This is a genomic window from Nitrosomonas halophila (assembly GCF_900107165.1).
GTDB classification, from domain to species: Bacteria; Pseudomonadota; Gammaproteobacteria; order Burkholderiales; family Nitrosomonadaceae; genus Nitrosomonas; species Nitrosomonas halophila.
The window spans coordinates 1-14814 of the sequence record NZ_FNOY01000009.1 but is presented as its reverse complement, the minus strand read 5'-3'; the positions used below and the strand labels follow the sequence as shown (position 1 = coordinate 14814).

Genomic DNA, 14814 nt, shown 5'->3' with positions numbered 1-14814 from the left:
TCATTTCTCCAGAATGACGAAAGCGCTGGCCAAGGTTAATTCATCACTGATGGAAAGATGATGGCCGATGATGCCACGCTGTTCGATCCAATCGGCCAATTCAGGGAAAAACTCAAAATAAGGCTTTCCCAGCGCATCATGCAAAACGACGATATTCTCAAACACAACCGGTGCACGCAGCCCCGTGCCAGCCGCCTTGGAAAACGCCTCTTTGGCAGCGAAGCGCTTCGCCAGAAAGAGGGCAGGCTTGGTGTTTTCCGTATAATCGGACCATTCGGGCTCGGCCAACACACGCTTGGCAAACCGTTCGCCGTGACGTTCGAGAGAACGTGCAATGCGTGCCGGATCAACCAAATCGGTCCCGATACCATAGATCATGCACCGGCTTCCTGAATGAGCGTTTTCATTTCTTGCACGGCCTTGGCAAACCCGACAAACAGGGCATGCGCAACAATAGCGTGACCGATATTCAGTTCCGACACACCTGATATCATCGCGATCGGCTTGGTATTCTGATAATGCAATCCATGCCCGGCGTTCACTTGCAATCCTTGACTTAGGCCGTAAGCGACCATTGCCTGGATTTTTTCCAATTCGGCTTGCTGCTCATTAGCGTTCTGGGCATCTGCATAGCGGCCGGTGTGCAACTCGATCACCGGCGCACCGGCCTTGACTGCAGCATCGATTTGCTCGGGCAAGGCATCGATGAATAATGAAACTCGAACCCCGGCCTGTGCCAGACATGCGCATGCATGCTTGATTTGCTCGAAATGCCGGATAACATCCAACCCACCCTCGGTCGTCAATTCCTCGCGTCGCTCAGGCACCAGACACACATCATGCGGCCTGATTCGGCAGGCAAAGGCAATCATTTCATCGGTTACTGCACTTTCCAGATTCATGCGGGTTGTCAGTCGCTCACGCAAAATTTCCACATCCCGGTCCTGGATATGACGTCTATCCTCACGCAGGTGCAGGGTAATCGCATCTGCGCCTGCCTGTTCGGCGATCAACGCCGCCTCGACTGGACTGGGGTAAATAGTGCCTCGCGCTTGTCGCAATGTCGCCACGTGATCGATATTCACACCCAAAGCTATCATACTAACGTCCTCAGTTGATTACTCATTGACATCCACAAGCATTTACAAAAAAGCGACTTTACATTCCGATACGCGCATACGCGACAGAAACCACAGACCAGCCAGAAGGCATCAATCCCAATTCTCCCAAAACCGAATGAATTTGGTACCGCTTACTCATAGCCCAGGCTTTTGAGCACACTCACATCATCTGCCCAGCCGGTTTTTACTTTGACCCATACTTCCAAATAAACTTTGCCACCGAACAATGCCTCCATATCCTTGCGTGCCTGACTAGCCATGTCCTTCAGCTTTTTCCCCTGTTTACCGATGATAATCGCTTTCTGATTGGATCTTTCAACCAGGATGCAAGCATGAATGCGACGCAAGGCCCCTTCCACCACGAATTGTTCAATAATAACGCTGACAGAGTAGGGCACTTCCTCCCCTATTTGCCGGAAAACTTTCTCACGCAACAATTCAGCAGCCAGAAAACGTTCGCTTCGGTCAGTGATCTCATCCTCGGCAAAAAAAGGGGGGTTCTCAGGTAAATGACTCCGGATGGCTTCTATCAATTCGGATAATTGCTTTTCATGCAACGCACTGACAGGAACAATATCAGCAAAATCAAACAATTTTGCTACTTTCTGAATAAACGGCAGCAATTGCAGCTTTTCCTGCAACAAATCGATTTTATTGATGACTAAAATGACAGGACGATCAGAAGGCAACCTTTTGAGCACCAGCTCATCCTGCAGATCAAATCGCCCAGCCTCGATCACAAACACGATCACATCGACATCCTGCACGCTTTGCATGACGACTCGATTCATTGCCTGGTTGAGCAGGTTGCGATAACGCGTTTGAAAACCCGGAGTATCTACAAAAATAAATTGTGATTGCTCATCGGTGAGGATTCCCTGAATCCGGTGTCGGGTAGTTTGGGCCTTTCTCGATGTAATGCTGATTTTTTGTTTGATTAAATGATTCAACAAAGTGGATTTACCGACATTGGGCCGCCCCACAATGGAAATATAACCTGTTTTAAAGCTGGACACGCTCATAAGAGAAGAAACATTTTGGTTTGAACTGCTTGTCGATTGGGTCGCAATACTTGCGATATGCGCGGGCTTCTTATTAATGCATGGCAACCCGCTTAACGGCGCATGGTCGCCAATTCATAGGCCTGCCGCGCAGCCTCTTGCTCGGCACGCCGGCGGCTGGTGCCTTCTCCCGTTGTGTGAATTTTGAACTGGGCAATCTTGCATGTCACGCGGAATATTTGTGAATGGGCATCTCCACTGGTAGACAATACCGTGTATTCCGGCAATGCCATTTTGCGGCCCTGCAGGTATTCCTGTAACAGGGTTTTGGGATCCTTGCCAAGCGTTTCAGGATCGAGATTTTCTATCAGTGGTTGATACAGTTGGACGACTCTCTGCTCAACCTCATTGAATCCGCTTTCAAGATAGATCGCTCCAATCACCGCTTCCAGCGCATCCGCTAAAATCGATGGACGACGATGCCCGCCACTTTTTCGTTCGCCGTCTCCCAGCTGAATCAGATCGCCGAGATCAAGGCCGATTGCCAGTGTATATAATGCCTGCTGATTGACAAAATTGGCCCGCAGCCTAGTCAAGTCGCCTTCTGGCAGTGCTGGAAAGCTTCTGTACAGCATGATCGATACGGCACAATTCAATATGCTGTCACCTAAAAATTCGAGACGTTCATTGTTAGGTGAACCATAACTACGATGCGTCAAAGCCTCCCTAAGCAGCTCGGGCTGTCTGAAGGTATAACCGATTTTATGAAAAAGAATTTCACAACGCTGTTTTTTCAGTTCTCTTATCCCTTGGGAAAGAAATTTACGACCACTCATCGATTGCTGTCCGCATCGAAATCCATCAAAAAATAATTTTCGCTGGCATACCCGCGATAGCCAGAACCCTCAACCGCTGCCGTCATGCTCTGGCTGGCAAAGATCATTTCAATGGACAAAGGAGCGCTGTTTCATTATTGAATTTTGGTGCCAATTCGGCTTAAATCGTTAAAATTCCACCAAATCAGGAAAGCCTTGCCGATAATATGACTTTCTGGAACGAATCCCCAGTAGCGACTGTCACTGCTGCCGTCACGATTGTCTCCCAAGGTGAAATAATTGCCTTCTGGAATCGTACAAACAAAACCAGAATGGTCAAATGTACAGTGATCCCGCCTAGGAAAATTATGAACTGCAGATAACTGAATATTTGGCATCTCATGATTTATGAGGATACTGTATTCATTGCCATCCATATTTTCTCTGTATCGTTCTGTATAGATGTAGGCCAATCCGGATTCTATGTATTTATAATCCCCGTTAGGTTCAGCCTGAATGGGCACACCATTGACACTCAGCTGCTTGTTACGATAGGTAACCATATCGCCCGGCACGCCTATGACACGTTTGATGTAATCGATAGATGGATCTTCTGGGAAACGAAACACCATGACCTCGCCACGCTGAGGCTCATTAACGTCGATGATTTTAAGATTCGCCACCGGCAGCCTGATGCCGTAGGCGTACTTATTGACCAATATGAAATCGCCCACCAGTAAAGTAGGAATCATCGAGCCAGAGGGTATTTTGAAGGGTTCCACCAGAAATGACCGCAGGCAGAATACAATCAGGATGATGGGAAAGAAACTTTTAGGATACTCGATCCACCATGGCTCGTCGCTTCCTGCTGCACGCCGGTGCTTCAGAAAAAAATGATCGAGCAACCAGATGCCACCCGTAGTCACCAGCAAAATGAGCAATACCAAAGGAAAATTCATAATATTTCAATACTTGCTTAACTTTGAAAAGACATGCTGACCGATCGCATGCATCGCACTCCCAATCTTTTATTACTATTTGCTATCCACCTGTAAGATGGCAAGAAATGCCGCCTGGGGAATCTCTACATTTCCAACCCGCTTCATCCGTTTTTTGCCTGCCTTCTGCTTCTCCAGTAATTTACGCTTACGCGTGATATCCCCGCCATAACATTTTGCCAATACGTTCTTACGCAATGCTTTGACATTCTCTCTGGCAATGATATGTGCACCTATCGCCGCCTGCACCGCAATATCAAACATCTGGCGGGGAATAAGTTCACGCATTTTCTGTGCCAGCTCTCGCCCACGCGGTTGACTGCTGGCACGATGCACGATCAGGGAAAGGGCATCTACCTTTTCACCATTGATCAAGATATCAAGTTTGACTAGATCAGCCGCTCTAAATTCTTTGAATTCATAATCCAGTGAAGCGTAGCCACGGCTGACGGATTTTAATTTATCGAAAAAATCCATGACCACCTCATTGAGTGGCATTTCGTAGACAAGCATAACCTGCCGGCCCATATACTGCATATTTTTCTGGATACCGCGCTTGCCCGTGCACAATGTCATCACAGCACCGACGTATTCTTCCGGCACCAAAATAGTGATCGTAATAATCGGCTCTCGTATTTCCTCGATACCCGAGGCATCTGGCAATCTGGATGGATTTTCAATCTCCATGATGGCGCCGTCCCGCATGACAACCTGATAAACCACTGTGGGCGCAGTGGTAATAAGGTCCATGTCATATTCCCGTTCCAAGCGCTCCTGTACGATATCCAGATGCAACAGTCCAAGAAATCCGCACCGGAACCCAAAGCCAAGCGCCTGCGAAGTCTCGGGTTCAAAGTGCAGCGAAGAATCGTTCAATTGCAGTTTTTCCAGCGCTGCACGGAGCGCATCGTACTGATTGGATTCAACCGGATAAAGTCCGGCAAAGACTTGCGGCTTGATTTCTTTGAATCCCGCCAACGGTGCGCTGGCAGGGCGGTCAGCGAGTGTCACCGTGTCACCCACCTTGGCAGATTTCAAATCTTTGATACCCGAAATGATAAAACCGACTTCACCGGCGCTCAACGACTCTTGATGCACGGCTTTCGGCTGAAACACGCCCACCTGCTCACACAGGTGGGTGGTTTTACTCGCCATAAGCAGCAGCTTATTCCCCGCTTTCAGCACCCCATCCATCACTCGCACCAACATGACAACCCCTACGTAACTATCAAACCATGAATCGATAATCAACGCTTTCAGAGGTGCATGAACATCCCCCTTGGGGGGCGGAATCTGTGCCACCAGCATCTCCAGCACATCCTCGACCCCTTTGCCGGTTTTGGCGCTAATACGCAAGGCATCCCTGGCCTCAATGCCGATAATATCCTCAATTTCAGCTATTACCCGCTCAGGATCAGCTGCCGGCAAATCGATTTTGTTCAATACCGGAACGACTTCAACCCCCTGCTCGATTGCGGTATAACAATTCGCAACGGTCTGGGCTTCAACACCCTGGGAAGCATCGACAACCAGCAATGCACCTTCACAGGCAGACAACGAGCGGGAAACCTCATAAGAAAAGTCGACATGCCCCGGGGTATCGATCAAATTCAGCAAATAATGTTCGCCATTCCTTGCCTGATAGCGCAAAGCCACTGTCTGCGCCTTGATCGTAATGCCGCGCTCACGCTCCAAGTCCATGGAATCGAGTACTTGCTGGGCCATTTCGCGCTCAGACAAGCCACCACAAAGCTGGATAATTCGATCGGCCAGGGTGGACTTACCGTGATCAATATGGGCAATGATGGAAAAATTACGGATATGTTGCATCAAGATGGACACTCAGTAAGCTGGATTCAAACGGTCAAAAAGACAAAAGAGGGGATTGTATACAAATCAATCGACAGAGAGTAGGTTCAGCTTATCGTCGGTTCCTTAAATTTGTTTGATGCACTTTCATACAAGCATGCCATACCGAACAAAAGAAAAAACTATTTTCATGGAACCGATGCCAGAAAAGAACCGCCCCCTGACGATCTAGCTAGCGGCAAGATAGGCATCGAATACCGCCTGATCCAGAAAATAGTGACACAATTCCTTTTTGGCAATTGTGTCGTACAAAACAGGCACACGCTCGGTATACAAACCAACCAAATGTGCATCGCTATCGATATCGACAACATCGAATTCAAATTTATTTTCTTTCTGCAGCACACCGAGAGAAGAGATCATCTCATCGCAGAGATGACATCCCTCCCTAGCATATACAATCAGCTTTTTTTGATGGACTGGATCATTCATGAACAAGCTATCAGATGCATTTTAATTATCGATTTTCATAGTAATAAAAGTCGCCACATCACCCCTTTTTACCAGCAAGGCTATATTACGTCCTTTCTTGGTATCATCCAATAGTTTATTAAATTGCTTGATGGATTTGATATCCTGGTTATTGAATCCAAGAATGATATCGCCTCGACGTATGCCAGCCCCACCTGCAATGCCTTCATAGACTTCTTCAACCAACAGCCCATACTCTATTCCCAGCTGTTTTTTCTGACTGGCAGTGAGTTCACGCAAAGCAAGACCCAGGCGACTGCTACTCGCATCACCCGATTTACCCTGTATCTGACGGGCAGTCTCTCCATCGTCTGCAGGCATTTCACCGACCTTAACCATCAGCTTTTTGGTCGATCCATTGCGCCAGACCGAAACGGATACTTTGGAGCCCGGCTTGGTATTGCCAACGATACGGGGCAAGTCACTGGAAACAGCAATGTCCTGATCATCAAATTTCAGAATAACATCTCTAACCTTGATGCCTGCCTCGTCAGCCGGACCATTTTTCTCTACTGAGACGACCAATGCCCCACGTGCTCTATCCAGATTAAAAGACTCAGCCAGCTCCTCGGTCATTTCTTGTATCATGACACCGATTCTGCCGCGCGATACCCTGCCGTGAAGCTTGAGCTGATTCGCGACCTCGGCAGCCACATCGATCGGAATAGCAAAAGACAATCCCATGAAGCCACCTGTCCGGCTGTAAATCTGGGAATTGATGCCTACTACCTCACCCCGCATATTAAACAAAGGGCCGCCAGAGTTTCCTGGATTGATTGCCACATCGGTCTGGATGAAAGGGACATAACTTTCCTGCGCCAGCGAGCGTCCTTTTGCACTCACGATCCCAGCTGTAACCGTGCTTTCAAAACCAAACGGGGAACCGATCGCAATCACCCACTCACCGACTTTGAGTTGATCGGGATTGCCCTGCGTCACGGTAGGCAAGTCATCCGCCTCGATTTTGATGAGCGCGATATCAGTTTGGCGATCCGCACCGATCACTTGCGCGCTAAATTCACGTTTATCCGTCAATTTAACAGTAATTTCATCAGCAGACTCGACCACATGCGCATTGGTCAAAATATAACCGTCCTGACTGATGATAAAACCTGATCCCAGTGAGCGAGACTCATATTTTCTGGGTGCTGAAAAGGGTTGCATATACCTGCGGAAAAATTCGTAGAAAGGGGAATCCTCAGGTATATTGGGCATCTCTGGAAAGAACTGGCTGGCGCCAATTTGTTGCATCTGTACAGTACTGATATTCACAACAGCCTGCCCATGCTTCTCAACCAGCCCGGTAAAGTCTGGCAAGCCCTGCGCCCGCAGTTGAGCAGGCAGCAGAGACGCCAATAACAACAGGCACAGAACAAGCGTACCGAACCAACGCGTGCGTTCGTATGCAACAGCTGCAACTGAATCTGATCGCGATTTTGAATGTAATTGAGTTTGAGTATCCATGGTCAACATATATTATTAATCCCGTTTACCTCGAATGCATCAGGCAATGAGACTTAACAAGATTACAAAACAAAGAGTCAGGCATAACAAAAAAACCGGCTTGTCGCTGACATAAGCCAATCACGTTGTGCAATACCTGGATATGAATTCATATCTATCCCGCCGCATACTTGCACACAACCTATCAACGAAAATTCGATATTTCAGTATTACCGCAAACACGGGCTACCTGGAATGATACCTCTTTACTTCTTGTAAGGCGGGAAAAGTACAAATCCGATTCAACATGAATCCAGAATTTACTTGAGAGAAGCTAATTAAGCTAGTGATGGAATGGTACGACTGGCAATCTGGAAAAATGCCGGGAAAGCTACTTTCCCGGCATGACTGAATTATCCTGCTGTTCTTCAACTTGGTATATTCCCGTCTGCGGGTGATACATCATACCGCCATGGGTAAATCCTCTATAAACAAGAGGATAGCCATCGCCACCATGCACTGAAGCCGGAGGTAACATATAAATAGACCCAGGCTGGAAAGTAACCGTTTGCCTATCCGAAACCGGTGTTTTCTCGTCTGTATTCTCAGCCATATACACTTCCTGAAGCACTTGCTGCTGCTCAATCGACTGAGATATCAACCATCCCACAGCCAGTGCCATAACCGATGCCGCAACAGAAAGCCCCACCAGTTTTTGTTTATGAGACCTGTGGGGCTTAAGTAAATGCGGCACTAATAATATCGGTTCATCGGCCAGTTGTTTTCGCACTCGCTCCGAGACATCCGCACTCACAATCGGTTGGCGCAATGCATCCCCAATCATGTGATAGGCAAGCCAGTCTGAAAGTAAATCATCACCATTCTCTAGGGCGTCAATCACTTCAGCCGCACTCGCGCTATCGAGCTCTCCATCCATTAATTCCGATACTTTGCTTTTCACATTTTCACCTCTTATCACCATCTCTTGTTTTTGTCTGTGCCTAACAATGGGCGCAGCTTTTCAGCGACTGCCTCACGCGCCCGAAATATCCGAGATCGTACCGTACCAATTGGACAATCCATGATGCCGGCAATCTCTTCATAGCTAAGCCCTTCAATTTCCCTGAGAATAATTGCAGTGCGCAATTCCTCCGGTAATGCATCCAACGATTGATTAACGGTTTGAGCAACTTGTTTTCCCATTAGTTCACTCTCTGGTGTATTCATTTCACGAAGTTGATCCGCGCCTTCAAAATTCTCCGCATCCTCGTTGTCAAATCCTTCAATAGTGGTTGGTGCCTTACGCCCCTGCGACACCAAAAAATTCTTGGCAGTATTGATCCCAATACGGTACAACCATGTATAAAAAGCACTGTCGCCACGAAATGATGGCAGCGCTCGGTATGCTTTGATAAAGGTTTCCTGGGCGATATCTTCCACCTCAGCTGAATCACGGACAAATTGTGACAATAGACGAGTGAGTCTTCGCTGATATTTGATCACCAATAAATCAAAAGCGTGCTTATCCCCTCTTTGCACCCGTTCGACTAATTGCTGATCGATTTCACGATCACTCATGCCATGTACTTCCGGAAGATGGAAACATATAAATTAGTTCTGGTGAAAATGATTTAATCTCTGACACTTTTTTCAACTCTCTGATTTCAGTCCGTATTAAATTTCCGACAGATATTGTTTGCCTGATCAGGCAAAATCACCCTATTTACTTTACTCACAAGGCCCGAAATCAAGCTAACGCCAGTTTAGCCAGTTTCTCCAGCTCATTGCATACAACAAGATACTTCCAACCGCATGCAAATCGGCCAGTTATTCCAAAAAGCATGACATAAAGTCTACCATCTTGTTCAAGATCCTCGCATAAGGTAAATCATAGCACTCTCACGGCCACACCAGATTACCAACCGTTCTGACCCTCCTGATACAGCGAAAGGCCGCTCACAGAGCACCGGTCCAATTATCGTGGAAAAATCTCTAGCATTGTGTCATAAAAGCGACTTTAGCCGACCTTAATAACATCTTGGCAAATATACACACCCACCATAGCAGACATTTCCCGGTTGACATCATTGGGCGCCTTGGCCAGATAGGATAATGGTAACAGTTCTGCGGTCTACGCCCAGGGAAGTATTCTCTCTGATGCCACTAGAACAAGTGCTGCCGCCTTGAGAAAACGGCCGCTGATGCCGATCACTCGGGCGGACCCGGATTCCCATCGGGCTATTCGGAATACCGGCATCATGAATTATTGACATTCATCATGCCGCATACGACCAACCTTTCAGAGTATGTTAATGGGGCAAGTCTGGTGAATTGCACAAACCGGGCTTGACGCGCTCAACTTTCAGCAAGTGCAGGCGACGGCTATCGGCTCTCAATACAGTAAAACTGAAGTCATCAATGATGATCGACTCACCATTCTTGGGCAACCGCCCGAAGTGGTTGATGACGAGGCCGCCTATCGTATCAAAATCCTTATCGCTAAATGTCGCGCCCAAAGTCTCATTAAAACTGGTAATCTCAGCGATCGCCTTGACCCGATAATGCCCCCCCGTATCGGCAACGATATAGGCATCATCTTCATCAAAATCGTATTCATCCTCGATTTCTCCAACAATCTGCTCCAATACATCTTCAATCGTGACCAGGCCGGCAACGCCCCCATATTCATCAACCACGATAGCAATATGGTTCCGGTTACTTCGGAAATCCTTGAGGAGAATATTCAATCGTTTAGATTCTGGAATGTATACGACCGGACGAAGCATATCGCGCACGTTAAACTCTTCTTTGCCGGCATAGTAGCGCAACAAATCCTTGGCCAGCAGAATACCGATAATCCGGTCCTTGCTACCATCTGTAACCGGAAAACGTGAATGTGCCGTCTCAATCACAAATGGTATAAATTCATCGGGTTTCTCGCTGATATCAATCGTATCCATCTGTGAACGTGGCACCATGATATCGCGCACCTGCATTTCTGAGACATGCATCACACCTTCAATCATGGTCAACGCATCCGCATCGAGCAGGTCACGCTCATAAGCGGAATGGAGCAACGCGAGCAATTGTTCGCGATCTTCCGGCTTACGCGAAAGCAAGGCACTGATATGCTCAAACCAACTGATTTTGGGAGAGTTATCATTCATGAGGTATTTTTGCTTTGGATGTATAAATATTTATGACCAAGGATGAACTATGTAAAAATTCGTCGGAAGCCGTCACTACTTGCTTGTTGGGAGAGGCGCCATAACCCAGCCCGGGGTTATGGAACACTATAGGGATCTGCATAACCAAGACGGGTGATGATTTCAGTCTCGAGAGACTCCATGATAACGGCGTCCTCTTCGTCAATATGATCATAACCTTGCAAATGCAGAACGCCGTGCACGGTAAGATGTGCATAATGCGCGACCAAATTCTTATGCTGCTGCTGCGCTTCGCGGGAAACGATGGGTGCACACAGCACAATGTCGCCCGCACATGGCAGATCACCATAAATAAACGTCAATACATTGGTCGCAGATTGTTTGCCACGAAAATCGCGATTGAGTGCCTCCCCTTCGGGCAAATCCACGATACGAATGACAATCTCTGCTGATTCCATCAATGCGGCATTGACCCATCTGCGGAACAGCAACCGATCCGGCATGCCGGATCTATCTTTCACGGCATACTGCACCGCCAATCTCAATTTCAGTTTGTAATTTGCGGGCTCACAGGGTTTCTTGGTCGGTGGCATGTTTCTCGTAGGCATCCACAATACGCTGGACAAGGGGGTGGCGTACAACATCATCTGATCTGAAACGTGTAAAAGCGATTCCTCTTATCGATTTGAGCACTTGCTCTGCCTCAATCAAGCCGCTTTTCTGATGCTTGGGTAAGTCGATTTGGGTCACGTCGCCTGTAATCACTGCTTTGGAGCCAAAACCAATACGCGTCAAAAACATCTTCATCTGTTCCGGCGTTGTATTTTGCGCTTCATCAAGAATGATGAAAGATTGATTGAGGGTGCGGCCACGCATGAAAGCCAACGGAGCGATCTCGATAATGCCACGCTCGAACTGTTTGCTGGCTTTGTCAAATCCCATCAAATCATATAGCGCATCATAAAGTGGCCGCAAATAAGGATCAACTTTCTGCACCATGTCACCGGGCAGGAAACCAAGCCGCTCTCCTGCCTCCACTGCCGGTCGCACCAGGATGATCCGTCCGACAGTCTCGCGCTCCAACGCATCCACGGCGCATGCCACTGCAAGATAGGTCTTACCCGTCCCCGCCGGCCCAATGCCAAACGTAATGTCATGCGCCTGCATCTGTTGAAGATAGCGTGTCTGCCGGGGGTTACGCCCCTGGATATTGCCGCGGCGGGTAATAAGCTGCAAAGAAACAGCACCTGCATCGACAATATGATCGGTGTTGACTGTAGGGGTCGAAGGAATACTCTTGATCTCAATCAGCCCCAGTTGTATCTGCTCGACGCTCAAATGCTGGCGAGATTCGTGATAAAAATTCCTGAGCGCCTGGGCCGCCAATTTGGTTTGGCTCGCGGGGCCGCTGAGGCTAAAACGCTCGCCTCGACGGGTGATAACTACATCGAGCGCATTCTCGATCTGCTTGAGATTTTCATCTAGCGCCCCGCAAAGATTTGCCAAGCGCTGATTATCTGTGGGGGAAAATGTCAGTTCGACAGGTTTAGGCTTCAATTCTAGTATAAAACTTTATTGCACGCATTGATTCTGGCAGCGCTCACATAGAATTGCAAGCAATATATTGTATTTATTTGCTAACACTTGATGATTTCACCTCGTAGCGTATGGGCAAGCGCGGCCGTAATTTTCACGTCCACAAAATTACCCACCCAGTCAGCGCTACCGGAAAAATTAACAACGCGATTGTTATCGGTTCTCCCGCAATATTCACTGGGATTCTTTGTGGACGGACCCTCCACCAAGACACGCTGGATAGTGTTAAGCATCGCTTGACTGATTGCTTGCGCGTTAAGCTGGATCTTTTCTTGAAGTCGGTACAATCTCGTCAGCTTTGTTTGTTGAGGCGTTTCATCAGGCAAATCAGATGCTGGTGTGCCTGGGCGAGGACTGTAAATGAAACTGAATGATTCATCAAAATTCACTTCTTCGATCAGTTTCATGGTTGCAGCAAAATCGGATTCAGTCTCTCCGGGGAACCCTATAATGAAATCAGATGAAATCGAAATATCAGGCCGCACAGCACGCAACTTGCGAACAATGGATTTATACTCAATTGTAGTATAGCCACGCTTCATGGCAGCCAGGACACTGTCCGAACCGGACTGTACCGGCAAATGCACATGATTGACCACCTTGGGCAATCTTCGATAAACATCGATGAGACGAGCGGTAAATTCTCTGGGATGGGAGGTCGTAAATCGAATGCGCTCGATACCTGGGATATCGTGGATAAAATCCAGCAGCAGCGCAAAATCGGCAATGTCGCCATCGCCCATCTTGCCGCGATAAGCGTTTACATTCTGTCCGAGCAATGTAACCTCTTTGACTCCCTGCAACGCCAGCCCGGCGATCTCAGTCAACACATCTTCAAGCGGCCGTGAAACTTCTTCTCCACGCGTATAGGGCACAACACAGAAACTGCAATATTTACTACAGCCTTCCATGATGGAAACAAAAGCCGTCACACCCTCGGTGCGCGCAGGGGGCAAGTGATCAAACTTTTCTATTTCTGGAAACGAAATATCGACCTGGGGATGACCAGTATGTTTGCGAGCATCGATCAAATCAGGCAATCGATGCAGCGTTTGCGGGCCAAATACCAAATCCACAAACGGCGCACGTTTAATGATTTCTGCCCCCTCCTGACTGGCCACACAGCCTCCTACCCCAATCAATAGGTCAGGATTAGTGCGCTTAAGGTGGCGTACGCGGCCAAGATCATGAAAAACCTTTTCTTGCGCTTTCTCCCGGACGGAGCAAGTATTGAACAGAATCAAGTCAGCATCTTCAGGCGCTTCAGTCAGCTCCATCCCTTTTTCGGAAAGCAGTATCGACACCATCTTATCGGAATCGTACTCATTCATCTGACAGCCAAAAGTCCTGATATAAAGTTTACTGCTCATCATCACTCTCTAAAACGATACGCCCTGCATTGAATAACAAAGATCTTCACATTTCAAAATGCGGCGAGCTACAAGTCAGTCAAACCGGAGCCAGTCTGAGCTGATCGTGTAGCTCGCCGTTTCCTGCAATCACATTGCAGGCAAAAAGACGCAACTAAGACTTACTCGTCGTCCTCATCATCGGACTCGTCGTCGCTGGAGGACTCGGCTGTGGCGGCATCGCTGTCACCCTCATCTTCCTCATCCTCTTCGTCATCGTCATCGTCATCGTCATCAGCAACATACTCATCCTGCTTCAGTACCAACTTGCCGGCAGCGAGACTCGCATTCAGATCGGTCATCGGCGCTTCTTCATGCACCAGGTTCTGGTGGCAATCTATACAAGTGGCACCCTCGGTTTCCATTTTCTTGTGAGCCGCTTGCGCATCGTCTCCTGGAGGCGCCGGTTTTTTATGGCAGGTGCGGCAGGTGACGCTATCCCATTTCTTGAGATTCATGCGCGCATCATGCGCCATTTCCAGTCTGCGTTCGTTGAATTTCTCCAGCGTCGAGTAGTCATTGACCAGCTCCAGATAGAGTTCTCTGGCGCCATCAATGACGTGGGTCGCAACCGCCAGATGGAAATTCTCTATGCCTTGCGGAATATGACAGTCTTTACAGCCAGGGTTCACCCCCAATGCGCCATAGTGGGTAGACATCCGCAGCTCTTCCTGCGGATAGGTCATGGAATGGCAGCTGGTGCAGAATTCTTCAGTGGAGAGTGCCGCCTCGCCACCAAATACCACTGCCACCAGCAATATGCCAAGCAGCCCGCCCACCAGCAGGGTGCCTATTGATCCTTTTTGTAGTCCGGTCATACTTATTTTCCTTTCTTGTCATCTTTCTTGGCTTCTTTGGCGCTGGCCTGGAATTCGTCGTGATACTTGAATTTAGGTTCGCCTTCGTATACGCCATCAAGCTTGT

Annotated in this window: 15 protein-coding genes and 1 pseudogene; all 16 read right to left on the bottom strand. The window is 48.1% G+C overall.

The window, feature by feature from the left end; translation table 11 throughout:
• Positions 1–378, bottom strand: a complete 378-nt coding sequence (acpS, locus tag BLV85_RS03530; protein ID WP_090412195.1) for a holo-ACP synthase — start codon at positions 376–378, stop codon at positions 1–3.
• A complete protein-coding gene (gene pdxJ, locus BLV85_RS03525; protein WP_090412193.1) occupies positions 375–1100 on the bottom strand; it encodes a pyridoxine 5'-phosphate synthase in 726 nt (241 codons plus the stop codon). The genes acpS and pdxJ overlap by 4 nt, the downstream gene beginning before the upstream one ends.
• A 152-nt stretch (positions 1101–1252) precedes the next feature.
• Entirely contained in the window at positions 1253–2143 is an 891-nt protein-coding gene (gene era, locus BLV85_RS03520) for a GTPase Era (protein WP_090412191.1), read from the bottom strand.
• 92 nt (positions 2144–2235) lie between these two features.
• Complete coding sequence (rnc, locus tag BLV85_RS03515) at positions 2236–2958, bottom strand: ribonuclease III (RefSeq protein ID WP_090412189.1); 723 nt, start codon at positions 2956–2958, stop codon at positions 2236–2238.
• 134 nt (positions 2959–3092) lie between these two features.
• Entirely contained in the window at positions 3093–3896 is an 804-nt protein-coding gene (lepB, locus tag BLV85_RS03510) for a signal peptidase I (RefSeq protein ID WP_090412187.1), read from the bottom strand.
• Positions 3897–3971: 75 nt separating this feature from the next.
• Positions 3972–5768, bottom strand: a complete 1797-nt coding sequence (gene lepA / locus BLV85_RS03505; RefSeq protein ID WP_176973910.1) for a translation elongation factor 4 — start codon at positions 5766–5768, stop codon at positions 3972–3974.
• Positions 5769–5972: 204 nt separating this feature from the next.
• Entirely contained in the window at positions 5973–6236 is a 264-nt protein-coding gene (locus tag BLV85_RS03500) for a glutaredoxin family protein (RefSeq protein ID WP_090412182.1), read from the bottom strand.
• 21 nt (positions 6237–6257) lie between these two features.
• Positions 6258–7739, bottom strand: a complete 1482-nt coding sequence (locus BLV85_RS03495; protein ID WP_090412276.1) for a DegQ family serine endoprotease — start codon at positions 7737–7739, stop codon at positions 6258–6260.
• Between the two features lie 370 nt (positions 7740–8109).
• Positions 8110–8679, bottom strand: coding sequence for a sigma-E factor negative regulatory protein (locus BLV85_RS03490; RefSeq protein WP_245725077.1), 570 nt, complete (start codon positions 8677–8679; stop codon positions 8110–8112).
• Positions 8680–8693: 14 nt separating this feature from the next.
• Positions 8694–9296, bottom strand: a complete 603-nt coding sequence (gene rpoE, locus BLV85_RS03485; RefSeq protein WP_090412178.1) for an RNA polymerase sigma factor RpoE — start codon at positions 9294–9296, stop codon at positions 8694–8696.
• A gap of 731 nt (positions 9297–10027) precedes the next feature.
• Positions 10028–10885 (bottom strand): CorC family transporter, encoded by an 858-nt coding sequence (locus BLV85_RS03480; protein WP_090412176.1) that lies wholly within the window; start codon positions 10883–10885, stop codon positions 10028–10030.
• A gap of 116 nt (positions 10886–11001) precedes the next feature.
• Positions 11002–11478 (bottom strand): rRNA maturation RNase YbeY, encoded by a 477-nt coding sequence (gene ybeY / locus BLV85_RS03475; protein ID WP_245725076.1) that lies wholly within the window; start codon positions 11476–11478, stop codon positions 11002–11004.
• Positions 11453–12442: a PhoH family protein gene (locus BLV85_RS03470; protein WP_090412172.1), complete on the bottom strand. Its 990-nt coding sequence runs from the start codon at positions 12440–12442 to the stop codon at positions 11453–11455. Before BLV85_RS03470 ends, ybeY begins: the two co-directional genes overlap by 26 nt.
• Positions 12443–12522: 80 nt before the next feature.
• Complete coding sequence (miaB, locus tag BLV85_RS03465) at positions 12523–13851, bottom strand: tRNA (N6-isopentenyl adenosine(37)-C2)-methylthiotransferase MiaB (RefSeq protein WP_090412274.1); 1329 nt, start codon at positions 13849–13851, stop codon at positions 12523–12525.
• 161 nt (positions 13852–14012) lie between these two features.
• Entirely contained in the window at positions 14013–14708 is a 696-nt protein-coding gene (locus BLV85_RS03460; protein ID WP_090412171.1) for a NapC/NirT family cytochrome c, read from the bottom strand.
• Between the two features lie 2 nt (positions 14709–14710).
• Positions 14711–14814 (bottom strand): annotated as a pseudogene (locus BLV85_RS14815) (cytochrome C554); the annotation flags it as partial.